The organism is Rhodovulum viride (assembly GCF_003265965.1).
GTDB classification, from domain to species: Bacteria; Pseudomonadota; Alphaproteobacteria; order Rhodobacterales; family Rhodobacteraceae; genus Rhodovulum; species Rhodovulum kholense.
On the sequence record NZ_MUAV01000033.1, the window covers coordinates 1 to 22,532 of the forward strand.

Below are 22,532 nucleotides of genomic sequence, written 5' to 3' on the forward strand. Positions count from 1 at the left end.
CCTGGGCGGCGCCGTTCATCCTCTACAACGCCAAGCTGCTGATCTGGGACAAGGTTCTGGGCCTCGACGCCACCGACGCGCTGTCTGCCGACCTGCTGGACCTGCAGCTGCGGATCGTGACGTTCTATTTCGGTGGGGCCGCAGCTATCGGGGTGGTGCGGGCGCTCCGGCGGTAGGGTTCAGTTCACGCGGATCGCATAGACCTCGACCGGATCGGGGCCGAAATGCGGGTGCACTCGGCCGGGCCGCCTATTACCGACCCGCAGCACATCGGGATCAGGCGGTCAGATGTCCGCTGTGGCTTTGCCTTCGTCCCCAATTCAACTTGCCAATTTCTTGCCACTAGGCGACGCAAATTCATGCTTCGTTCTGCATGATATGCGGCTTTAGCTTTCTTGGGGAAATATCAGGTTTTCAGTGGTTTAGGTGGTGCTGCTGGACAGGATTGAACTGTCGACCTCTCCCTTACCAAGGGAGTGCTCTACCACTGAGCTACAGCAGCACTCTTGGAACGGTGTTGTCCGGGCGAGACGCCCGGCCACGTCCCGGTGGGCGGCTGATTAGACGGAAAGTCCGGGCGACGCAAGCGGTATCTGGACGGTTTTTTGCCCCTGCGCTACTAGGGACGCCATGACAGGCAAAACCCCCAAGACGGGCGTGCCAAAGCCGTCCGGGACCCGCGAAGAGCGTCTCAAGCAGGCGCTGAAAGCCAACCTCGCGCGCCGAAAGGCCCAGGCCCGGGCCCGCGAAGACAAGCCCAAAGGGCAGGAAGAGCAGAACTGATGGACCAGATCATGATCCGGGGCGGGGCGCCGCTGACTGGCGAGATCCCGATCGCAGGCGCCAAGAATGCCTGCCTCGCGCTGATGCCTGCGACATTGTTGACCGACGAACCGCTGACGCTGACCAATGCGCCGCGCCTGTCCGACATCCGCACCATGACCACGCTGCTGCAATCGCTGGGGGTCGAGGTCTCGGCGCTGCACCGGGGCAAGGTGCTGGCGCTGTCGAGCCACCGGCTGACCAGCCACCGCGCCGATTACGACATCGTGCGCAAGATGCGCGCCTCGATCCTGGTGCTGGGCCCGCTGCTGGCGCGCCACGGCCAGGCCGAGGTCTCGCTGCCCGGCGGCTGCGCCATCGGCGCGCGGCCGGTCGATCTGCATCTTCAGGCGCTGGAGGCGATGGGCGCCCGGCTGGAACTGCGCGAGGGCTATGTCCATGCCGAGGCGCCGGGCGGGCTGAAAGGTGCGGTCTTCGAGTTTCCCAAGGTGTCGGTCGGGGCGACCGAGAACGCGCTGCTGGCGGCGACGCTGGCCAAGGGCACGACCGTCCTGAAGAACGCCGCGCGCGAGCCCGAGATCGTCGATCTGGCCCGTTGCCTGCGCGCCATGGGCGCCCGGATCGAGGGCGAGGGCACCGGCACGATCACCATCGAGGGCGTGACGGCGCTGGGCGGGGCCACCCACCGTGTGGTGACCGACCGGATCGAGCTTGGCACCTACATGCTGGCGCCCGCCATCACCGGCGGTGACGTGACCTGCCTGGGCGGGCGGCTCGATCTGCTGCCGGCCTTTGCCGAAAAGCTCGATGCCGCGGGGATCACCGTCGAGGAAACCGACCGGGGCCTGCGCGTCGCGCGCAAGAACGGCAGGCTGTCGGCAGTCGATGTGACGACCGAGCCCTTCCCGGGGTTTCCGACCGATCTGCAGGCGCAGATGATGGCGCTGTTGTGTACCGCCGAGGGCACCAGCCGGCTGGAAGAGACGATTTTCGAGAACCGCTTCATGCACGCGCCCGAACTGGTGCGGATGGGGGCGCGAATCGATGTGTCGGGCGGCACCGCCACGGTCACCGGGGTCGGCCGGCTGAAGGGCGCGCCGGTCATGGCCACCGATCTTCGCGCCAGCGTGTCGCTGATTCTCGCCGGTCTGGCCGCCGAGGGCGAGACCGTGGTCAGTCGGGTCTATCATCTCGACCGCGGCTACGAGAAGGTGGAACAGAAGCTCGGCGCCTGCGGGGCCCATATCGAACGGATGAGCGTGGAATGACCGAAGACGCACGGTTCGAGGACGGGGCCGAACGCCCGCTGCACCTGATGGCCGTCGAGGCGGGCGATCTCGAGGTGATTTCGGCGCTGGTGCAGGATGCGGTCCTGCCGGTGACCGAAATGCGCTGGGACCGGCCGCGGCGCCGGTTCGCGGCGCTGGTCAATCGCTTCCGCTGGGAGGACAAGGAGGCGGCCGAGCGTCGCGGCCGCCCGTTCGAAAGGGTTCAGGCTGTGCTGACCGTCGAGGACGTGACCCAGGTCGTCAGCCAGGGCATCGACCGGTCCGACCCCGATCTGGTGCTGTCGCTGATGGCCGTGACCTTCGAGCCCGGCGAGGACGGTACCGGTCGGGTGGTGCTGACGCTGGCGGGCGACGGGGCGGTGGCGCTTGACGTCGAATGTCTCGAGGTGACGCTGCATGACGTGACCCGGCCCTATGCCGCGCCCTCGGGCAAGGCGCCGCGGCATCCCTGACACGGGGTCCCGGCCGATCCCTTTGGGGAGGTTCACCCTTCCCCAAAATGCGGCTATGCAGCATTGTGAAGCTTGCGAGGACCCCAATGCCGGTATTCCTGGACACCGCCGCTGCCGATTTCGAGGCGCAATTCTCCGCGCTGCTGAGCGCCAAGCGCGAGGACAGTCCCGATGTGGACGATGCCGTCGCGGCGATCATTGCCGATGTGAAGGCGCGGGGCGATGCGGCGGTGATCGAGCTGACGGCGAGATTCGACCGGCTGGAGCTGACCGCCGAGACGCTGGCCTTCACCTCCGAGGAAATCGACGCCGCCTGCGAGCAGGTCAGCCGCGAGGACCGCGCGGCGCTGGAACTGGCAGCCGAGCGCATCCGTGCCTATCACGTCCGCCAGATGCCCGAGGGCGCGCAATGGACCGATCCCGAGGGGGCGACGCTGGGCTGGCGCTGGACCCCGGTCTCGGCCGCGGGGCTTTACGTGCCGGGCGGGCTGGCCTCCTATCCGTCCTCGGTCCTGATGAACGCGATCCCGGCCCAGGTGGCGGGGGTCGAGCGGCTGGTGATCTGCGCGCCCACGCCCGATGGCAAGTCCAACCCGCTTGTCCTGATGGCCGCCCGGTTGTCGGGGGTCGAGACGGTCTACCGGATCGGCGGCGCCCAGGCGATCGCCGCCATGGCCCATGGCACCCAGACCATCGCGCCGGTCGACAAGATCACCGGCCCCGGCAACGCCTTCGTGGCGGCGGCCAAGCGTCGGGTCTTTGGCAAGGTCGGCATCGACATGATCGCGGGCCCGTCCGAGATCCTGGTGATCGCCGACCGCGACAACGACCCCGACTGGGTCGCCATCGACCTGCTGTCGCAGGCCGAGCATGACGAAAGCGCCCAGTCGATCCTGATGACCGACGACGCTGCCTTCGGCCGCGCGGTGGCCGAGGCGGTCGAGGCCCGGCTGAAGACGCTGGGGCGGCGTGCCATCGCGGGCGCCAGCTGGCGCGATTTCGGCGCGGTCATCACCGTGCGCGATCTGGCCGAGGCGGCCGCGCTGTCGAACCGCGTCGCCCCCGAACACCTGGAACTGTGCGTGGCCGATCCCGAGGCCTTGATGCCGAAGATCACCCATGCCGGGGCGATCTTCATGGGGCAATGGACCCCCGAGGCCATCGGCGACTATATCGGCGGCCCGAACCACGTGCTGCCCACCGCGCGCTCGGCCCGGTTCTCGTCCGGGCTCAGCGTCTACGATTTCATCAAGCGCACCACCTTGGCCCGGATGACGCCCGAGGCGCTGAAGGCCATCGGACCCGCCGCAGAGCGGCTGGCGATGTCCGAGAGCCTCGAGGCGCACGGTCTGTCCATCCGGGCCCGGCTCGACCGCCTGAACGAGGACGCGACATGACGACCGCCCGTCTTTGCCATGTGGAACTGGACGATTCGAACCTGCCGCCGCCGACGCCCGAGATCGAGCAGGAACGCAAGGTGGCGCTGTTCGACCTGATGGAGGACAACTCGTTCTCGCTGCCCGGGCGCGAGGACAGGCCCGCGCCGCCCGGTCCGTTCCGGCTGACGCTGTCGATCCGGGAAAAGCGGCTGGTCTTCGACGTCAAGACCGAGACGGGCAGCCCGGCCGCCGAGTTTCACCTGTCGCTGTCGCCCTTCCGGCAGGCGGTGAAGGATTACTGGCAGATCTGCGAAAGCTATTTCGACGCGGTCAAGCGCCTGCCTCCGAGCCAGATCGAGGCCATCGACATGGCCCGGCGCGGCATCCACAACGAGGGCGCGCGGCTCTTGCAGGAACGGCTGGAAAGCAAGGCCGATCTTGATATCGACACGGCGCGACGCCTCTTCACGCTGATCTGCGTTCTCTATCACGGGGGCTGAGGTGACCGGGCATCTGCCCTCCTCGGTACTGTTCTGCTGCGACCATAACTCTGTCCGCTCGCCGATGGCCGAAGGACTGATGAAGAAGTTCTACGGCCAGCGCGCCTATGTGCAGTCGGTGGGCGTTCACAACGACCGCGAGATCGACGGCTTCACCGTCACCGTCTGCGACGAGATGGGGGTCAAGCTCGACCGCCACCGGGTGCGGTCCTTCGACGAGATGGAGGACTGGGGCGACGACCTGTCGGGCTTCGATCTGATCATCGCCCTGTCCCCCGCCAGCCTGCGCCGGGCGCAGGAGCTGACTCGGTATTATCATCTCGATGTCGAATACTGGCCGGTGCTGGACCCGACCGGGCTTGGCGAGACCCGGCCCGACAAGCTGGCCGCCTACCGCCAGACCCGCGACCAGATCGTCGACCGGCTGATCGGCCGGTTCGGCCCCCCCGCGCCGGGCGGCTGACGAGCCGTCAGTCCTCCGCCCAGTCCCAGGGACGGGTGAAATTGCCCAGGAGATGCACGACCGCCTCGTCGTCCACCGGACCCTGACGTTCCAGCCGGGCGACAAGGCCGCGCTTGCGGTCCTCGACCACCTCGCGCACCCGCACCGGATGCCCGGCCTCGGCCAGTGCCGTGTCATAGACCCGCTGGATCGCCAGCTTGCGCAGCCCCGGTTTGAAGACCTTGCCGACGGCGGTCTTGGGCAATTCGTCGAGGATCTCGATATGCTTGGGGATCGCGGCGCGTTCATGGATATGCACGCGGGCATGGGCCATCAGGTCCTCGGGCGTGGCGGTGGCCCCACTGACCAGCTCGACATAGACGCAGGGCAATTCGCCCGCAAAGCTGTCAGGCTGGCCGATGGCGCCCGCGAAGGCCACGTCGTGATGGCCCAGCAGGGCCTCCTCGATCTCGGCCGGGTCGATATTGTGCCCGCCCCGGATGATCACGTCCTTGGCGCGGCCGGTGATGAACAGATAACCGTCTTCGTCGATCCGCCCCAGATCGCCGGTGCGCAGGAAATAGCCATCGGCAAACAGACCGAGATTCTTGGCCTCTTCGGTATAGGTCGAGCCCGGCACCACGCCGGGATTCGAGATGCAGATCTCGCCCACCTCGTCGGTCTCGCATTCGCGCTGAACGTTGCCGTCGCCATCGCATTTCAGGATGCGGATCTGGGTATAGGGGAAGGGCAGGCCGACCGATCCGATCTTCTTGGTCGAATCGGGCGGGTTGATCGACACGAGGCAGGTGGCTTCGGTCAGTCCGTAGCCCTCGCAGATAGTGACGCCGGTCGCGGCCTCGAACCGGTTGTAAAGCTCGACCGGCAGCGGCGCCGACCCTGAAAAGGCATAGCGGAGCGTCGAGACGTCGGCATCGACCTTGCGCTGCATCAGCGCGGCGATGGCGGTCGGCACGGTGATGACGAAGGTCACGCCCCAGCGCTCGATCAGCTTCCAGAAATTGTCGAGCACGCCGTCACCGCGATAGCCCGCGGGTGTCGGCATCACGAAATGCGCGCCCGCCGCAACCACGGACATCAGCACCGGATAGGCGGCGAAGACGTGAAACAGCGGCAGCGGGCAGATCAGGGTGTCGTTTTCGCGGAACAGAAGCGTATGGCCGAGCCAGCCGTTATAGATCATGCCCGAGACACGATGCTGGGCGACCTTGGGCATGCCGGTGGTCCCGCCGGTATGGAAATAGGCGGCGAAGCGATCTTCCTCGGGGTCGTCGAAGGTCAGCCGGTCGGCGGGCTCGGCGGCCAGCGCGCGGTGAAAATCCAGCACGTCGGCATGGTAGTGGCCGGGCGATTTCTTGCGGATCAGCGGCACGATCAGCCGCTTGGCCCCGGTCAGGTAGCGGACCAGATCGACCTCCAGCACGGTCTGCACCTTGGGCGCATGCCGCACCGCCTCGGAGACCTTCTGCGCGACATCGGTCTTGGGGAAGGATTTCAGCGTGACCACGACCTTGGCGCGGGTCTCGCGCAGGATCGCGGCGATCTGCTCGGCCTCGAGCAGCGGGTTGATCGGGTTGACGATGCCCGCCACGGCGCCGCCCAGAAAGCAGACCGCGGTTTCGTTGCAGTTGGGCAGGATATAGGCGACGACGTCGTCCGGGCCGATGCCGAGGCGGCGGAACAGGTTCGCGGCCTGGGTGATGCGGCCCTTGAATTGGGTCCAGGTCAGCGTCTCGGCCGGGTCCTTCGGGCCCGAGAAGATCTGGAAGGACACCGCCGGGCGGTCCGGAAAGGCCGCCGCAGTGCGCGAAACGAAAGAATAGATGGTCTTCGGCCGGTCGCGCGCCTCCCAGGGGGTTTCGGCGGCAATGGCCTGCCATTCGCGTCGCGCGTACGCCATGCTCATGCTGTTCACGATGTCATCCTCCCATGCGGCCCGTTTTGATCGGGCCTGCTTTCCCATGGATCGGAAGGATGGGGCGAAATGCCGCTCGCCGCAAGATGTCCGCCATGCGGCAACGCAGCGTCCGAACCGTGTCGGCCGGACGGCCCTCCGTCGGCGCCGGTGTCGTGCCGGTCCGCCCTCGACGTTGTCCCCACCTGACCTCCGCCCGTTGCCCTTGCGGCAGCCTAGGCGTAGCGCTCTGGCAGGCAAGCAGAATCCGGCTCAGGCGGCGGTCTCGACCCCTGCGGTGAATTGAAGCCGGGCCAGCCGCGCATAAAGCCCGCCCTGGGCGACCAGCGCGTCATGCGTGCCCTCGGCCACGATCCGGCCCCGGTCCAGCACGACGATCCGGTCGGCCTTCTTCACCGTGGCCAGCCGGTGGGCGATGATGATCGTGGTCCGGGTCGCGGCCATGCGGTCAACGGCCTCCTGCACCGCGCGTTCCGATTCCGCGTCAAGCGCCGAGGTTGCCTCGTCCAGCAGCAGCACCGGCGCGTCCCGAAGGATCGCACGGGCGATGGCAACGCGCTGTTTCTGGCCGCCCGACAGCATCAGCCCGCGTTCGCCCACCTCGGTGTCATAGCCCTGCGGCAGCGCGGTCAGGAAGTCATGCGCGGCGGCGGCGCGGGCGGCGGCCTCGACCTCGGCATCGGTTGCGCCGGGGCGGCCGAAGCGGATGTTTTCGCGCGCGCTGGCGGCGAAGATCGCCGGGTCCTGCGGCACCAGCGCCAGACGGCTGCGGAAGGCCTCGCGGCCCAGATCGCGCAGATCGGCGCCGTCGAACAGAACCCGGCCCTCCTGCGGGTCGTAGAACCGCAGGATCAGCTGCATGACCGTGGTCTTGCCCGCCCCCGAAGGGCCGACCAGCGCCACCGTCTCGCCGGGGCGCACGGTCAGCTCGATGCCATCCAGCGCGGGCGTGTCGGGCCGGGTCGGATAGGAGAACCGCACCCCCTCGAAGCGGATCTCGCCGCGGGCGGGCTCGGGCAGGGGCAGTGGGGCCGCCGGATCGGTCACGCTGTCCCGCGCGGTCAAAAGCTCGACCAGCCGTTCGGTGGCGCCCGCGGCACGCTGCAATTCGCCCCAGATCTCGGTCATGGCGGCGACGGCGCCCGCGACCATCACCGAATAGATCACGAACTGCACCAGTTCGCCGACGCTCATGTCGCCCGCCCGCACGTCGCGCGCGCCGACCCAAAGCACGCCGACGATGCCCGCGAAGACGAGGAAGATCACGATGACCGTCATCACCGCGCGGGTGCCGATCCGGTGCCGGGCCGACAGAAAACTATGTTCGGTCACGGCCCGGAACTGCGCCCGGGCGCGGCTTTCATTGGTGAAGGCCTGCACCGTCTGCACCGACAAGAGCGCCTCGGAGGCATTGCCGGACGAGGCCGCGATCCAGTCCTGGTTCTCGCGGCTGAGCCGCCTCAGCCTGCGCCCCAGCAGGACGATGGGCACGATCACGGCGGGCACCAGCAGCAACACCAGACCCGACAGCTTGGCGGCGGTCGCCAGCATCAGCACCAGCGCGCCGAAGAAGACGAGGAGGTTGCGCAGCGCGAACGAGGCGGAAGAGGACAGCACCGACAGGATCAGCGTGGTGTCCGTGGTGATCCGGCTCAGAACCTCGCCGGTCATGGTCTTTTCGTAGAAGGTGGGGCTCATGCCGATCATGCGGTCGAAGACGGCGCTGCGGATATCGGCCACCACCCTCTCGCCCAGCCGGGTCACGAGGTAATAGCGCAGCGCCGTGCCGACGGCCAGCAGCGCGACGATGATCAGCGCCAGCCCGAAATAGCGGTCAAGCAGCGCGGCCGTTTCGGTGTCGAAGGCATCGACCACCTGCCGCACCGCGACCGGCATCGCCAGATAGACGAGGGCTGTCAGCACCAGCGCGCTCAGCGCCGCCGCCAGCATCCGCCGGTAGGGGGCGACGAAGGGCCAGAGCGCCCGAAGCGCGCCGATCCGTTTCGAGGTTTCGCGATCGTCCTGCGGCTGCGGGCGCGGCGGCATGGGCACACTCCTTTGGGTCCTTGCGCAGGTAGTGGGCGGGCGGGCACGGGTCAACAGGCGACCGCGGGGCGCCTGTCGCGGGCCTGTCCGGCGGGTTCAGGAATTGCCGACGATTTCGGCAACCCGGTCCGAGATTTCCTCGAAGCGCTGGCGCAGCGTATTGTCGTCGAAGGGCTGCAGGTCGGGCAGCTGCCGGGTCATGATCTCGCCGAACAGCCGGTCGGTCTCGTCGATGAAATTCAGCACGTTCATCGAGTTCACCGCGGTGTCATAGGTCGAATAGGTGACGTCGAGCCAGGATTTGGCCTTTTCCATCGCCTCGGCCGAGCGGGCCTTCTGCTGGCCCAGGATCTGTTCGTAGCGCGCGATCACGTCCAGAGACAGCGCGTTGGCGGCGATGTTCTTGGCGTAGATGTCCTGCTGTTCGGGCGTCGCCGTGGCCATTCGCTCGCGGGCAAAGGCGACGGTGGCGTCGATCTCGGCCTTGATGGTTTCCAGCGCGGGCAGATAATCCTCGTCCAGTCGGCGCAGGTATTCGCGATGCACCATGACCTGCAATTCGGCCATCACCACGAAGACGCCATAATACTGAAGCTGCATCTCGGGCGAGGGTGCGGTGCCCTGCATCAGCGCCTTCAACTCGTCGGTGATCTTGCGGGTGATGTCGAAGACCGTGAACATCTTCAGCAGATCGTCGCCATCGGCCCGCGAGGTCAGGCTGTCGATCTCGTCCTCGCCAAGCGTCGCCCCGGCCTCGGCGAAGGTCTCGCGCAGCGCGGTCTTGCGTGCCGCCACCTCGGCCTCCAGCGTGGCCGCGGCGGCTTCGCGGTCGGCGATCCGGCCCTCGATCTTCTCGGTCGCATCGGGGTCGGGCTCGGGCTTTTGCCGGGCCAGATACAGATCGCGGCGCAGCACCTCGATCTCGCGCCCAAGGCCCGCGATCTCGGCCCGAAGCCGCCGGATGTCCTCGATGGCGCCGACATTGCCGTCCTGCAAAAGCGCCCGCTCGATTTCCAGCACCAGATCGTCGACATCGCGCTCGAGGCTCTTGGTCGACCGGCCCAGCAGGCGGAAGCCCTGATCGCGGCTCTCCTCGATGCGGCCATGCAGCTCGGTCAGGTCCTCGCCGCCCTCGACCAGCCGGTCGAGATGCTTCTCCAGCGGCGTCTTCGGCGGGTCGGTCTCCCACAGCGTCCAGGCATCGGCGGGCTGAAGCCAGAGCGCTGCAAGGCAGCTCAGGGCAAGGATCGGGCGGCGGAAAGAGCGGGCCATGCGGTCACCTTCCATTGGCAGAGTCCCCTGGCGGGCCCGGGGGCCCACGCAATCGGTCTGGGTGGACCAAGCCTAGCACGCCCGCGCGTCCCGCGCATCCTTGCCCGCCCGCGACGCAAGGCGCGCGGGGGGGGCGCATGCCGGGAAGGCATGGCGGTCCCGGCCGGCCTGCGCGAAAATTCACGCGGCGTCCGGGGGACTTGCCGGAGCGCGCGGCTGTCCTATCTGGGCGATGCGATCATGCCGGGCCGACCGCATTGCCGGGGCGGCCGTTTCACGCATTTACGACTTGAATTATTGGCTGATCGGGCGCATTTACTTGCGCGCCCGGAATCCTTCCGGGCTTACCCCTTTTTGGAGTGACCATGGCCAAGGAAGAAATGCTCGAATTTCCCGGCGTCGTGAAGGAACTCCTGCCGAATGCGACGTTTCGGGTCGAGCTGGACAACGGCCATGAGATCATCGCGCATACGGCAGGCAAGATGCGCAAGAACCGCATCCGCGTTCTGGCCGGCGACCGGGTTCAGGTCGAAATGACCCCCTACGATCTGACCAAGGGTCGGATCAACTATCGTTTCAAGTAAACCTTGAGGCTGATCCTAGGCTCTCAGAGCCCGCGCCGGAAAGACCTTCTGGCGCAGATCGGGATTGCCCCCGATGACGTGCGTCCCGCCGATATCGACGAAACGCCCCATCGGGGTGAGCTTCCCCGTCCCTACTGTCTTCGCATGGCCCGCGAAAAGGTCCGCGCCGTTTCCGCCGCGCCTGACGAGCTGGTGCTGTGCGCGGATACAACCGTGGCACTTGGGCGGCGCATCCTCGGCAAGCCCGCCGATGCGGGCGAGGCGGCCGCCTTCCTTTACGCCATGTCGGGCCGGCGGCACCGGGTGGTGACGGCGGTCGCGCTTCGGCTCGGCGACCGGATCTGGGACCGCGAGGTCGTGACCCAGGTGCGGATGAAGCAGCTGAGCGATGCCGAGATCAACGCCTATCTTGCCTCGGGCGAATGGCAGGGCAAGGCGGGCGGCTACGGCATTCAGGGCCGCGCGGGCGCTTTCGTGCCCTGGATCGGCGGATCGTTCTCGGCGGTCGTGGGGCTGCCACTGGCCGAAACCGCGACGCTGTTGCGCGCGGCTGGCTATCCTCTGGACGCGGAGCGCACATGAAGGGACGCAGCATCCTGCTGGACGAGATCGGTGGTCGAAAGGCCGCGGCGCTGATGGAAGACGGCCGGCTCGAAGACCTGCTGATCGACCCGCCGGACGAGCGTCCGATGCCGGGCGCGATCTTCCGGGGTGTCGTCGACCGGCAGATGAAGGGGCAGGGCGGGGTCTTCCTGCGGCTGCCCGATGGGCGGGCCTTTCTCAGGCAGGCCAAGGGGTTGCGCCCCGGCCAGGGGCTGCTGGTGCAGGTCACGGGCTATGCCGAGGAGGGCAAGGCGGTGCCGGTCACGCCCCGCATCCTGTTCAAGAGCCGTCTTGCGATCCTGACGCCCGAGGCGCCCGGCCTGAACGTGTCCCGCGCGATCCGCGACGAGGCCGAGCGCGACCGGCTTCTCGAGATCCTGCATGACGGGATGGAGGGCGCGCCCGAGGGGCTCGGGGCAATCCTGCGCTCGGCGGCCGAGGGCGCCGATCCCGAGGCCGTGGCCGAGGACATCGCCGCCCAGCGCGCGCTGGCCGAGGCGATCCTGTCGGAACCCGCCGATGGCGTGCCCGAGCTGTTCCTCGACGGCCCCGATTCCCATGCGCTGGCCTGGCGCGACTGGCCCGAGCCCGACGATCTTGACGACCGCCCGGGCTGCTTCGACGACCATGGCGTCCCCGAGGCCATTGCCGCCTTGGCCGGTCCCGAGGCCCTGCCCGGCGGCGGGTCCGTCCATGTCGAGCCGACCCGGGCGCTGACCGCGGTCGATGTGAATACCGGTGCCGACAGCTCGCCCGCCGCGGGGCTGAAGGCCAATATCGCCGCCGCCCGCGCGCTGCCCCGGCTGTTGCGCCTGCGCGGGCTTGCGGGCCAGATCGTGGTCGATTTCGCGCCGATGCCCAAGAAGGACCGGGTCGCGCTGGAACAGGTGATGAAGGCCGCCTTCCGCGCCGATGCGGTCGAGACGACCTTCGTCGGCTGGACCCCTCTCGGCCATGCCGAACTGACCCGCAAGCGCGAACGCCTGCCGCTCAGCGAGACCCTCGCTCCATGACCTGCCCCGTCTGCAAGAAGCCGACCGACCCGTCCTATCGCCCGTTCTGTTCGCGCCGCTGTGCCGATGTGGATCTGGGGCGCTGGCTGACCGGTGCCTACAGCGTGCCCGGCGACGCGGCCGACCCGTCTGACCCGGCCGAAGCCGAAGACGAGGCGCCATCCTCCCCGCCCCGCAGGCACTGAAGGTGCGCTGCGCGGTCTGTCACGGCACCGGCCGACGGCGCCGCCTGGCGTCGTCGCCGCCCCGCTCACGCGGGGCCGCACCTGGATCGACCGCAGTCATGCGATTCGCAGGGGGCTGCAGACAGCCGGTCCCAAGGGGCAAAACGCCGAATTCCCCCGGCACGATGACATTGCGTCAACTTCCCTTGTCCGCCCCCGAACCGCAGCGCCGGGGAATGCTCCGTTAACCCCGCGATCATAGCCTCGGGGCGTCTTTGGGTACGAGTGTGACGGGGCTACCGGTCGCATGGATCTTGGCGCCACCGGTGGGACGCCCTGTCGCCTGCGGCCGGATTTCGATACGGCCCCATGGCAGGCCAGTGCCGCTGCCAGAAGGCCCGAGGCCGGACTCGAGGTCGGTCCTGACCTCCTTTTTGCCCAGTCCTGCGCTGCAAGGTCCTCGCGGGGGCACAAGCAATGACGACCCTTACCGGCGGGACCGGCAACGACCTGTTTACGGCCACCGACAATCGGGATTTCACCACCGTCGATGGCGGCGTGGGCACTGATACTCTGAATTTCGAACGCGTCGCCAGCACCGTCGGGGCGTGTGTTCACTATACTGCGTGCCGACAAGTTCGATGTCTTCACATTTGGCAGTCTTAGCTGGAAGGAGAGGTGGTTCGGTTGATCTGAACAGGTTCCGGGGGGCCAAGTGGTTTTCCGCCTCGGTTACGCCGCCACCGCTTGGGCATTGGCTGGGGTGAAGTCGGCCTGATCGGGGGTTTTCCCGTCAAGCGATGAAGGCGGGCGGCGGCCATTGTGGAAGGGCAGATACCGGCCGATCCGGGCCCGGGCTTCGGACACGCTGGCCTAGGCGCGCAGGTAGACCTCTTCGTATTTGATGGTCCGCCACAAGCGCTCGACGAAGACATTGTCCCGCCACGCGCCCTTGCCATCCATGCTGATCTTGAAGTCGCGGGCGGCCAGCACCTTGACGAACTCGGGCGAGGTGAACTGGCTGCCCTGATCGGTTTTGAAGACTCGGGCGCGCCCTCAAGCAACGGGTCACGCCACGGCTTGATCTGGTTCGGATGGACGTCGAAGACTTGCGCCAGCTCAATCATGGTCTTCTCGCCCTTGATCGCGGCTACCGCCACTTTGGCCTTGAATGCCGGGCTGCGGTTCCAGCGCGATCATCTTGCCATCGTCTTCTCCTCGCTCGCAGCATCATGCCGCTCTTGTGCAGAAAATCCACTTATCCCGGTTGTTCAGATTTCCGTAGCCGCCTCTGGCTGGGATGTCGTCAAGTTCTTCGACTATGCCGCCCCCGGCGTGGCGGTCACCTATTCCGGTGCCAGCGGGTTCAGCTACAGTTTCAACGGGACCAACACTACAGGCACCGCCGCGACCGTCTGTGAAATCGTCGCGACGGCCTATGGCGACAGTATCGACGCAACCGCGAACACCGCTGCCGCCGTCCACGATCTGGGCGCGCGGGATGATGCGAGTTCGGGCGGCTCGGGCAACGAGACGTTCACCGCCGGGGCCGGAGGCGACACAGTGGGCGCGGGCGGCGGCGCCGACCGCCTGGCTCTGGGCGCCGGGTAGGACAGGGTCGTCTTCGGAGACAAAGACGGTCAGGATACCGTTACCGGTTTCGACATGCCGCTCGACGCTTCGGGCCGCACCGCCGATCAGGTCGGCCTCTCCGGATTGACCGATGGCCAGGGGAACCCGGTCGCCGCCTGGGACATCAAGGTCGGCGGTGACGGGGCGGGCAACGCGGTTGTCTGATTTCCGAACGGGGAAAGCCTGACGCTGATCGACACGCCCTCGGGCCCGGTCGCGGTCGAGGTATTGGCCCCGGCGATCTTGTGCTGGTGCGGGACGGGCGCGCCTTGCCGGAGCTTTGGACCGGTCGGCGGGAGGTCGCGCACGCCGAGATGGAAGCCGACCCGTCTCTCTGCCCGGTCGAGATCAAGGCCGGGGCGTTGGGCAACCGCCAGCCGGTCCGGCTGTCGTGGCAGCATTGCGTGCTGATCGACGCGGACGGGGCCGCGGCACTGGCCCGCGCAAAGCAGCCTGCACGGCAGGGCTGGCCCGGCGTGCGTATCGTGCGCTGCAAGAAGGGCTGCAGCTATCATCACATCCTGCGCGAGGCGCATTCGCTGGTCGGGCAGAGGGGCTTTGGGTTGAAACCTTCTGGTCGGGGCGGTTCGGCTTCTCGGCGCTGGACCCGGACTCGCCGGAAAGCCTGCTGCGTGCCCGCCCCAACCTGTCCGGCTGTCTGTCGGGGCTGGTGCCGGTCGAGGCCGCCTATTCGACCCGGGTAAGTCCCGTGTTGCGGATCTGCGAGGCCAAGGCGCTGGCCCGGCGGGCCGGGGCGAGCGCCGCTGCGCCGGTCCCGGCGCAGCCGAGGAGCGGACCGGCGCTGGGACACGGCGACCGCAGGGAGGGCCGTGCAAGCCTCTAGAGATAGCCTTCGGCCCGAAAGCTCAGCTCGCGGGCCTTGCCGACGATCAGATGGTCATGCAGCACAAGGGTCAGTGCGGCGCAGGCGGCCTCGATCTGCGCCGTCATCGCGATATCGGATTGCGAGGGGGTCGGGTCGCCCGAGGGGTGGTTGTGGACGAGGATCAGGGCCGAGGCGTTCAGTTCGAGCGCGCGCTTGACCACTTCGCGCGGATAGACCGGCACGTGATCGACGGTGCCGCGGGCCTGTTCCTCGTCGGCGATCAGCACGTTCTTGCGGTCTAGGAACAGCACGCGGAACTGTTCGGTCTCGCGATGGGCCATGGCGGTGCGGCAGTAATCGAGCAGCGCGTCCCAGCTTGACAGTACGGGCCGGTGCATGACGCGGGTCCGGGCCAGGCGCTGGGCCGCGGCCTCGACCAGCTTCAGCTCGACGATGACCGACGGGCCGACGCCATGCACCTCCTGCAGGCGGGCGACCGGGGCCGAAAGCACGCCGTTGAAGTCGCGGAACCGGTCCAAAAGCAGCCGGGCCAGCGGCTTGACATCCTGCCGGGGAAGGGCGCGGAACAGCACCATTTCAAGCAGTTCGTAGTCGGGCATCGCTGCCGCGCCGCCGGCCATGAACCGGTCGCGAAGGCGGCGGCGATGGTCACGCAGGTAGGAGGGCAGCCGTTCGCCGGGGGCCAGCGCCCTGACCGGCGCCTCCGCGAAAAGCGGCAGCACCGGTTCGGCGGGCGATGGAGGAGGCGTCGGGCGCGGCATGACCCAACGGTAGCGGAATCAAGGTGAACGAAACGTTAAACTTGCGCGGACAACGCGGGCCGTCCGGCCCGCGTCAGCTTTTCATCCCGTCCCAGAAGCTTTTCACCTTCTTGAAGAAGGACGACCCCTCGGGATTGTTCTCCTCGCTCAGTTCCTCGAATTCGCGCAGAAGCTCCTTCTGGCGCGTGGTGAGGTTGACCGGGGTCTCGACCGCCAGCTCGATGAACATGTCGCCCTGGGCATTGCCGCGAAGCGCAGGCATCCCCTTGCTGCGCAGCCGCATCTGCTTGCCCGACTGGCTGCCGCCGGGCACCTTCACCCGCGACCGGCCGCCGTCGATGGTCGGCACCTCGATCTCGCCGCCCAGCGCCGCGGCGGTCATCGAGACCGGAACCCGGCAAAACAGGTTCAGCCCGTCACGCTCGAACAGCGGATGTTCGGTCACCTCGATGAAGATGTACAGATCGCCCGACGGCCCGCCCCGAAGCCCCGCCTCGCCCTCGCCGGCCAGCCGGATGCGGGTGCCGGTCTCGACGCCCGCAGGAATGTTGACCGACAGCGCGCGTTCGCGTTCGACCCGGCCCGCGCCGCCGCAGGACTTGCAGGGGTTCTTGACGATCTGGCCCGCGCCGCCGCAGGTCGGACAGGTCCGTTCGACGGTGAAAAAGCCCTGCTGCGCCCGGACCTTGCCCATGCCCGAACAGGTTGGACAGGTGGTCGGTTCGGCGCCGCCGGCCGCGCCGGTGCCATTGCAGACCTCGCAGGCGACCGAGCTGGGCACCTTGATGGTCTTCTGCAGGCCGGAATAGGCTTCCTCCAGCGTGACCCGGAGATTGTAGCGCAGGTCGGACCCGCGCGTGGCGCGCTGGCGTCCGCCGGGGCCGGCCCCGCCCATGAAATCGCCGAACAGGTCGTCGAAGACGTTCGAGAAGGCCGAGGCGAAATCGCCCTGGCCGCCGAATCCGCCGCCCATGCCGCCGGGACCGCGGCCGCCGCCCTGTTCGAAGGCGGCATGGCCGAAGCGGTCATAGGCCGCCTTCTTGTCGGGGTCCTTCAGCGTCTCGTAGGCCTCGTTGACCTCCTTGAACTGCGCCTCTGCCTTGGGATTGTCCGCATTGCGGTCGGGGTGCAGTTCCTTGGCCTTCTTGCGATAGGCCTTCTTGATCTCTTCGGCCGAGGCCCCGCGGGCAATCCCGAGAACCTCGTAGAAATCGCGCTTTGCCATCAGCTAACCCTAACCCTCTTCCTGGAACGCGTTGGCCGGCCCGGTTGCCCGGACCGGCCGCCTCGGGTCCGGTTGCGCCTCACGAGCGCTTGCGATCGTCCAGATCCTCGAACTCGGCATCGACGATCTCGTCGTCCACGCCGGTCGGCTCGTCGCGGTCGTCGTCGGTTTCGGGGGCAGAGCTGTCCTGCTGCTGGGCCTTGTAGATGGCTTCGCCCAGCTTCATCGCGGCTTCCGACACGTTCTGGATGCCGCCCTTGATCTTGCCGGCATCGTCCGAATCCAGCACGTCCTTCAGCGCAGCGACCGCCAATTCGATCGCCTCGACGGTCGACGGGTCGACCTTGTCGCCATGCTCCTCGATCGACTTCTCGGTCGAATGGATCAGGCTTTCGGCCTGGTTCCGGGTCTCGACCAGTTCGCGGCGTTTCTTGTCGGCTTCGGCATTGGCCTCGGCCTCGCGCACCATCTTGTCGATCTCGTCATCCGACAGGCCGCCCGAGGCCTGGATGGTGATCTTCTGTTCGCGGCCGGTGCCCTTGTCCTTGGCCGAAACCGACACGATGCCGTTGGCGTCGATGTCGAAGGTCACCTCGATCTGCGGCATGCCGCGCGGCGCGGGCGGGATGTCCTCGAGGTTGAACTGGCCAAGCATCTTGTTGTCGGCCGCCATCTCGCGTTCGCCCTGGAAGACGCGGATCGTCACGGCGCTCTGGTTGTCCTCGGCGGTCGAGAAGATCTGGCTTTTCTTGGTCGGGATCGTGGTGTTGCGGTCGATCAGACGAGTGAAGACACCACCCAGCGTCTCGATGCCCAGGGACAGCGGCGTGACGTCCAGCAGAACGACGTCTTTCACGTCACCCTGCAGAACGCCGGCCTGGATCGCGGCGCCCATGGCGACCACTTCGTCCGGGTTCACGCCCTTGTGCGGTTCCTTGCCGAAGAACTTGGTCACTTCCTCGATGACGCGGGGCATCCGGGTCATGCCGCCGACCAGCACCACCTCGTCGATGTCCGAGGTCGAGAGCCCGGCATCCTTCAGCGCGTCCTGGCAGGGCTTGATCGACTTCTTGATCAGGTCGCCCACAAGGCTTTCCAGCTTGGCGCGGGTCAGCTTCATCACCAGGTGCAGCGGCGTGCCGGCCTGCGGGTTCATCGAGATGAAGGGCTGGTTGATCTCGGTCTGGCTCGACGAGGACAGCTCGATCTTGGCCTTCTCGGCGGCTTCCTTCAGCCGTTGCAGGGCCATCTTGTCCTTGGTCAGGTCGACGCCGTGTTCCTTTTTGAACTCGTCGGCAAGGTAGGCGACGATGCGCATGTCGAAGTCCTCACCGCCGAGGAAGGTATCCCCGTTGGTCGATTTCACCTCGAAGAGGCCGTCGTCGATTTCCAGAATGGTGATGTCGAAGGTGCCGCCGCCGAGGTCATAGACCGCGATGGTGCGGGTTTCCTTCTTGTCGAGCCCGTAGGCCAGCGCGGCCGCGGTCGGTTCGTTGATGATGCGCAGCACCTCGAGGCCCGCGATCTTGCCGGCATCCTTGGTCGCTTGACGCTGGGCGTCGTTGAAATAGGCCGGAACCGTGATGACGGCCTGCGTCACCTCTTCGCCAAGGTAGCTTTCGGCGGTTTCCTTCATCTTCTGCAGGATGAAGGCCGAGATCTGGCTGGGCGAATATTTCTCGCCGCGGACACTGACCCAGGCGTCGCCATTGCCGCCGTCGACGATGGAATAGGGGACGTGCTTCTTGTCTTTCTCGACTTCGGCGTCATCCACCCGGCGGCCGATCAGCCGCTTGACCGCAAAGACGGTGTTTTCGGGGTTGGTGACGGCCTGGCGTTTGGCGGGTTGTCCGACCAGACGCTCGCTGTCGGTGAAGGCCACGATCGACGGGGTCGTCCGCGCGCCCTCGGCATTCTCGATCACCCGGGGTTGCGCCCCATCCATGATGGCGACGCAGGAGTTGGTGGTCCCGAGGTCGATCCCGATGACTTTACCCATGATATCTTACCTCTTCATTCGGCGATGTTGTGGGGAGCAGACCCTACAGGAGGCCTCTGCGCCCCGATCCCAGGGGGCCACGGCAGACCCTGGCCCGTTTCTCGGGGGTATATAAGGAGGGGTGTCAAACCCTGCAAGCGCAGCCTATGACAGATTTGTGAGTGTGGTGAACGATGTCTGAGACAGACCGACATGGCCGCCCCGTGCCCGCGCTGGTGGTGCGGGGGGTCGAGGTTTTCCCGGGGCTGCTGGACCCGGCCGCCCAGGCCGCACTGGTGGCCGAGATCGCGGCGGTGATGGCGCTCGCGCCGCCGGTGCAGCCCGAAACCCGGTTCGGGCGCAAGATGAGCGTGCGGATGACCTCGGCCGGAAAATACGGCTGGGTGTCGGACCGGCGCGGCTATCGCTACGAGACGCGCCACCCCTCCGGCGTGGCCTGGCCGCCGATCCCGGCGCCGGTGCTGTCGCTCTGGCATCGCGTCACCGGGGTCGACCGCGCGCCTGACTGCTGTCTGGTCAACCTGTACCGCGAGGGCGCCAGGATGGGCCTGCATCAGGACCGGGACGAGGCCGATTTCGGCTGGCCCATCGTCTCGGTCTCGCTCGGCGACGAGGCGCGTTTCCGGATCGGCGGGCTCGAGCGGGGCGGGCCGACCGACAGCCTCTGGCTGAAATCGGGCGACGTTCTGGTCATGGGGGGCGCGGCGCGGCTGGTCCATCACGGCATCGACCGGGTGCGCGGCGGCAGCTCGACCCTAATCGAGGGCGGCGGCCGGATCAACCTGACGCTTCGTGTGGTCGACTGATCCCGGAGGCTCAGCGCCGGGCGTACCAGCTCGCCGTGGCGAACTTGCGGGTATAGAATTCGCCCATCAGCCCGATCATGGTCAGCGCGATGGCCAGCCGCAGCGGGTAGCCGACCGAGGTGAAATGCGGGTTGTAGTTCACGAAGGCATAGCCGCGGGCCTGGTCGATGCAGTGGAACAGCGGGTTCCAGTCGAAGAAGACCAGCATGTAGCCGGGCAGGGTATTGGCCACGAACATCTTGCCCGACGCGATCATGTTCATCCTCTGAAAGACGGTCGATGCCAGCCCCACGAAGCCCGGCGCCCAGGGCTTCAGCGCCAGAAAGACCATCCCCACCGACAGCCCTGAAAACCAGGCCAGCAGCAGCATGCCCATGGCCCCGACGGGGCGGTCCACGGTGATCGGGGTGAAGGCGGCATGATAGACGAAGCCGACGAAAAGCATCGACAGGATCTGGATATAGAGCGTGCCGAGCGCGGCCGCGGCGATGGCGATGATCGTGTTCATCGGCGCGTGCTGCATCATCGGCGAGGCCGGACCCTCGGATCCGACGACGGCGGCCATGGTCTTGTTGAAGGTCATGAACAGGAACACGCCCGACATCAGATAGACTAGGAAATCGCCCCGGATCGCGGCGCCGCGCAGGCCGACGAGGTTGAACATCACGTAGAACGACACCACCAGCAGAACGGTCTGCAGGATGTTCATGATCAGGCCCATCACCGCGTTGCGGTGGCTTTTGCGCACATGCCGCACCGAGGCGTGATAGATCAGCGCCAGCAGGCGCAGCCCGCCCTGGGCGGTGCTGGTCGGTCGGGCCGTCTGGAACATCGCCTTTTCCGTGTGTCCTTGCCGTTTGCCGGCAAGCCAAGCATAAGGAGCTTGCGAATTCGTTTCGTGCCGCGCGACGAAAGCAGGAGGCAGGCTTGGACTACGCACAGCTCGAGACCGTGATGCGGAAAACGGCACTTCTGGCCGGGGCGCGCATCATGGAGATCTACGGCGCGCCCGATTTCGAGGTCCGTGCCAAGGCCGATTCCAGCCCGGTGACCGAGGCCGACGAGGCCGCCGATGCGCTGATTTCAGCCGAGCTGAAACGCGCCTTCCCGGAGGCGCTGATCGTGACCGAGGAACAGGCCGACACCCATACCGAACGCGCGGCCGACTTCCTGATCGTCGATCCGCTCGACGGCACCAAGGAATTCGTCAAGCGGCGGGGCGATTTCACCGTCAACATCGCCTGGGTCGAGGGGGGAGTTCCGGTGCGCGGCGTTGTTTATGCCCCCGCGCGCGGGCGCCTTTTCTACACCCGCGCCGATGGCGCGACCGTCGAGGAAACCGGTGATCTGGCGCTCGACACGGTCGGGCCGGTCACGCCGCTGTCGGTCTCGGCGCCCGACAATGGCGCGCTGATGGTCGTGGCCTCGAAATCGCACCGCGATCAGGCGACCGACGACTACATCGCGAAATATGCCGTGCGCGACATGACTTCGGCCGGATCGTCGCTGAAATTCTGCCTCGTCGCGACCGGCGAGGCCGATCTTTACCCGCGGCTCGGGCGTACCATGGAATGGGACACGGCGGCCGGGCATGCGGTGCTGGCGGGCGCAGGCGGCAAGGTCGTGCGCTTCGACGATCACAGCCCGCTTTCCTATGGCAAGCCGGGCTACGAGAACCCGTTCTTCATCGCCTATGCGCCGGGCGTCGATCTGAAAGACGCCTGATGTCCGTCGTCATCGTGATCCCGGCGCGGTTCGCGTCCTCGCGCTATCCGGGCAAGCCGCTTGTGATGCTGAAAGGCGCCTCCGGTCAGGAGAAAAGTCTGATCCGGCGGTCCTGGGAGGCGGCGCAGGCGGTCTCGGGCGTCGACCGGGTGGTGGTCGCCACCGATGACGACCGTATCCGCGCCGCCGCCGAGGCCTTCGGCGCCGAGGTTGTGATGACATCTGAGACCTGCGCCAACGGCACCGAGCGCGTGGCCGAGGCGCTCGATGTGCTGGGCGGCGAGGTCGAGATTGCGGTCAATCTGCAGGGCGATGCGCCGCTGACGCCCGCCTGGTTTATCGAGGACCTGGTGGCGGGGCTTCGCGGCGATCCCGAGGCCGATCTGGCGACCCCGGTGCTGCGCTGCGACGGGCAGGGGCTGACCGCGCTGCTGGACGATCGCCGCGCGGGCCGGGTGGGCGGCACCACCGCGGTTTTCGGTGCGGGCAACCGGGCGCTTTATTTCTCGAAAGAGGTCATCCCCTATACCGGGCAGACCTATGCCGACGGCGCGCCGACGCCGGTCTTTCACCATGTGGGCGTCTATGCCTACCGGCCCGCGGCGCTCGATGCCTATCGCAGGCTCGCGCCGGGCCCGCTCGAAGGGCTCGAAGGGCTCGAACAACTGCGATTCCTCGAACACGGGCGGCCTGTGCTCTGCGTCGAGGTCGAAGCACGCGGCCGCCAGTTCTGGGAACTGAACAACCCCACGGACGTTTCCCGGATCGAGGCGATGATGGCCGCGATGGGGCTCGACTGAGATGCACCCCGCATCCTGAGGCTCTTGCGATGAGCCAGGGTGGCGGGACCCCGCCGAAGTCTCGTTCGGCGGACCGGGAACCTTGCGCATGTCACAAAATGTTCCCAACACAGGGATAAATCGGCCGAATTATCGGGGATTATTAACAGATTCTGTCGATGTTCCGAGCCAGCCCGGGCAATATGGGCTAGAATGAAATGAAAGCGACAAGCGAGTGAGATCATGAACCGGCAAGTAACGAAGGCGGTTTTTCCCGTTGCGGGATTGGGGACGC

Annotated in this window: 23 protein-coding genes, 1 tRNA gene and 1 pseudogene; 16 read left to right on the plus strand and 9 right to left on the minus strand. The window is 67.0% G+C overall.

Annotation, left to right across the window (positions count from 1 at the left end; all coding sequences use genetic code 11):
• Nucleotides 1-427: 427 nt before the first annotated feature.
• A tRNA-Thr gene (locus BYZ73_RS18945) sits at nt 428-502 on the minus strand.
• 128 nt (nt 503-630) lie between these two features.
• On the opposite strand from BYZ73_RS18945, the gene BYZ73_RS22880 reads away from it, so the two are divergent.
• From BYZ73_RS22880 to BYZ73_RS18970, 6 genes are all read left to right on the plus strand, one after another.
• Nucleotides 631-783 carry a hypothetical protein gene (locus BYZ73_RS22880; protein ID WP_165828181.1) on the plus strand — a complete coding sequence of 51 codons (153 nt, stop codon included), beginning with the start codon at nt 631-633 and terminating at the stop codon, nt 781-783.
• Nucleotides 783-2,051, plus strand: a complete 1,269-nt coding sequence (murA, locus tag BYZ73_RS18950; RefSeq protein ID WP_112317269.1) for a UDP-N-acetylglucosamine 1-carboxyvinyltransferase — start codon at nt 783-785, stop codon at nt 2,049-2,051. The genes BYZ73_RS22880 and murA overlap by 1 nt, the downstream gene beginning before the upstream one ends.
• Nucleotides 2,048-2,524, plus strand: coding sequence for a DUF2948 family protein (locus BYZ73_RS18955; RefSeq protein ID WP_112317270.1), 477 nt, complete (start codon nt 2,048-2,050; stop codon nt 2,522-2,524). The genes murA and BYZ73_RS18955 overlap by 4 nt, the downstream gene beginning before the upstream one ends.
• Before the next feature lie 86 nt (nt 2,525-2,610).
• Entirely contained in the window at nt 2,611-3,921 is a 1,311-nt protein-coding gene (hisD, locus tag BYZ73_RS18960; protein ID WP_112317271.1) for a histidinol dehydrogenase, read from the plus strand.
• Nucleotides 3,918-4,403 carry a UPF0262 family protein gene (locus BYZ73_RS18965; protein WP_075784209.1) on the plus strand — a complete coding sequence of 162 codons (486 nt, stop codon included), beginning with the start codon at nt 3,918-3,920 and terminating at the stop codon, nt 4,401-4,403. The genes hisD and BYZ73_RS18965 overlap by 4 nt, the downstream gene beginning before the upstream one ends.
• Before the next feature lies 1 nt (nt 4,404).
• Entirely contained in the window at nt 4,405-4,866 is a 462-nt protein-coding gene (locus BYZ73_RS18970; protein ID WP_112317272.1) for an arsenate-mycothiol transferase ArsC, read from the plus strand.
• Between the two features lie 7 nt (nt 4,867-4,873).
• Here BYZ73_RS18970 and BYZ73_RS18975 read toward each other — a convergent pair whose 3' ends face one another.
• The 3 genes from BYZ73_RS18975 to BYZ73_RS18985 all read right to left on the minus strand — a co-directional run bounded on the left by BYZ73_RS18975 (nt 4,874) and on the right by BYZ73_RS18985 (nt 10,099).
• Complete coding sequence (locus tag BYZ73_RS18975) at nt 4,874-6,766, minus strand: acyl-CoA synthetase (protein ID WP_112317281.1); 1,893 nt, start codon at nt 6,764-6,766, stop codon at nt 4,874-4,876.
• 267 nt (nt 6,767-7,033) lie between these two features.
• Nucleotides 7,034-8,827, minus strand: a complete 1,794-nt coding sequence (locus BYZ73_RS18980; RefSeq protein WP_181498108.1) for an ABC transporter transmembrane domain-containing protein — start codon at nt 8,825-8,827, stop codon at nt 7,034-7,036.
• Between the two features lie 96 nt (nt 8,828-8,923).
• On the minus strand, nt 8,924-10,099 hold the full coding sequence (locus tag BYZ73_RS18985; RefSeq protein ID WP_146746332.1) for a hypothetical protein: 1,176 nt from the start codon (nt 10,097-10,099) through the stop codon (nt 8,924-8,926).
• Nucleotides 10,100-10,464: 365 nt separating this feature from the next.
• Here BYZ73_RS18985 and infA point away from each other — a divergent pair, with 365 nt between their 5' ends.
• The 4 genes from infA to BYZ73_RS19005 are packed head-to-tail and all read left to right on the plus strand — an operon-like array spanning nt 10,465 to nt 12,484.
• Nucleotides 10,465-10,683: a translation initiation factor IF-1 gene (gene infA, locus BYZ73_RS18990; RefSeq protein ID WP_043918791.1), complete on the plus strand. Its 219-nt coding sequence runs from the start codon at nt 10,465-10,467 to the stop codon at nt 10,681-10,683.
• A gap of 3 nt (nt 10,684-10,686) precedes the next feature.
• The gene (locus BYZ73_RS18995; RefSeq protein ID WP_112317274.1) at nt 10,687-11,265 is read left to right on the plus strand and encodes a Maf family protein; all 579 of its coding nucleotides are present in this window, start codon (nt 10,687-10,689) and stop codon (nt 11,263-11,265) included.
• Nucleotides 11,262-12,299, plus strand: coding sequence for a ribonuclease E/G (locus tag BYZ73_RS19000; RefSeq protein WP_112317275.1), 1,038 nt, complete (start codon nt 11,262-11,264; stop codon nt 12,297-12,299). The genes BYZ73_RS18995 and BYZ73_RS19000 overlap by 4 nt, the downstream gene beginning before the upstream one ends.
• Nucleotides 12,296-12,484: a DNA gyrase inhibitor YacG gene (locus BYZ73_RS19005; RefSeq protein WP_108028587.1), complete on the plus strand. Its 189-nt coding sequence runs from the start codon at nt 12,296-12,298 to the stop codon at nt 12,482-12,484. Before BYZ73_RS19000 ends, BYZ73_RS19005 begins: the two co-directional genes overlap by 4 nt.
• 711 nt (nt 12,485-13,195) lie before the next feature.
• Here the strand turns inward: BYZ73_RS19005 and BYZ73_RS19010 are convergent.
• Nucleotides 13,196-13,519 (minus strand): annotated as a pseudogene (locus BYZ73_RS19010) (transposase); the annotation flags it as partial.
• 69 nt (nt 13,520-13,588) lie between these two features.
• On the opposite strand from BYZ73_RS19010, the gene BYZ73_RS19015 reads away from it, so the two are divergent.
• From BYZ73_RS19015 to BYZ73_RS24200, 3 genes are all read left to right on the plus strand, one after another.
• Nucleotides 13,589-14,074, plus strand: a complete 486-nt coding sequence (locus BYZ73_RS19015; RefSeq protein WP_112317276.1) for a hypothetical protein — start codon at nt 13,589-13,591, stop codon at nt 14,072-14,074.
• 54 nt (nt 14,075-14,128) lie between these two features.
• Complete coding sequence (locus BYZ73_RS24045) at nt 14,129-14,260, plus strand: hypothetical protein (RefSeq protein ID WP_281269504.1); 132 nt, start codon at nt 14,129-14,131, stop codon at nt 14,258-14,260.
• A gap of 62 nt (nt 14,261-14,322) precedes the next feature.
• On the plus strand, nt 14,323-14,799 hold the full coding sequence (locus BYZ73_RS24200; RefSeq protein WP_425451103.1) for a Hint domain-containing protein: 477 nt from the start codon (nt 14,323-14,325) through the stop codon (nt 14,797-14,799).
• 136 nt (nt 14,800-14,935) lie between these two features.
• Here BYZ73_RS24200 and radC read toward each other — a convergent pair whose 3' ends face one another.
• The 3 genes from radC to dnaK all read right to left on the minus strand — a co-directional run bounded on the left by radC (nt 14,936) and on the right by dnaK (nt 18,927).
• Nucleotides 14,936-15,703: a RadC family protein gene (radC, locus tag BYZ73_RS19025; protein WP_108028585.1), complete on the minus strand. Its 768-nt coding sequence runs from the start codon at nt 15,701-15,703 to the stop codon at nt 14,936-14,938.
• Nucleotides 15,704-15,776: 73 nt separating this feature from the next.
• The gene (dnaJ, locus tag BYZ73_RS19030; RefSeq protein ID WP_112317278.1) at nt 15,777-16,928 is read right to left on the minus strand and encodes a molecular chaperone DnaJ; all 1,152 of its coding nucleotides are present in this window, start codon (nt 16,926-16,928) and stop codon (nt 15,777-15,779) included.
• Nucleotides 16,929-17,007: 79 nt separating this feature from the next.
• Complete coding sequence (dnaK, locus tag BYZ73_RS19035; RefSeq protein ID WP_112317279.1) at nt 17,008-18,927, minus strand: molecular chaperone DnaK; 1,920 nt, start codon at nt 18,925-18,927, stop codon at nt 17,008-17,010.
• A gap of 173 nt (nt 18,928-19,100) precedes the next feature.
• Here dnaK and BYZ73_RS19040 point away from each other — a divergent pair, with 173 nt between their 5' ends.
• Nucleotides 19,101-19,733 (plus strand): alpha-ketoglutarate-dependent dioxygenase AlkB family protein, encoded by a 633-nt coding sequence (locus tag BYZ73_RS19040; protein ID WP_108028582.1) that lies wholly within the window; start codon nt 19,101-19,103, stop codon nt 19,731-19,733.
• A gap of 10 nt (nt 19,734-19,743) precedes the next feature.
• Here the strand turns inward: BYZ73_RS19040 and BYZ73_RS19045 are convergent, their stop codons facing one another.
• A complete protein-coding gene (locus BYZ73_RS19045) occupies nt 19,744-20,565 on the minus strand; it encodes an ABC transporter permease (RefSeq protein ID WP_108028581.1) in 822 nt (273 codons plus the stop codon).
• Nucleotides 20,566-20,660: 95 nt separating this feature from the next.
• Between BYZ73_RS19045 and cysQ the strand changes: the two genes are divergently transcribed.
• Nucleotides 20,661-21,458, plus strand: coding sequence for a 3'(2'),5'-bisphosphate nucleotidase CysQ (gene cysQ / locus BYZ73_RS19050; protein ID WP_108028580.1), 798 nt, complete (start codon nt 20,661-20,663; stop codon nt 21,456-21,458).
• Nucleotides 21,458-22,258 (plus strand): 3-deoxy-manno-octulosonate cytidylyltransferase, encoded by an 801-nt coding sequence (locus tag BYZ73_RS19055; RefSeq protein ID WP_112317280.1) that lies wholly within the window; start codon nt 21,458-21,460, stop codon nt 22,256-22,258. Before cysQ ends, BYZ73_RS19055 begins: the two co-directional genes overlap by 1 nt.
• Nucleotides 22,259-22,532 lie beyond the last annotated feature (274 nt).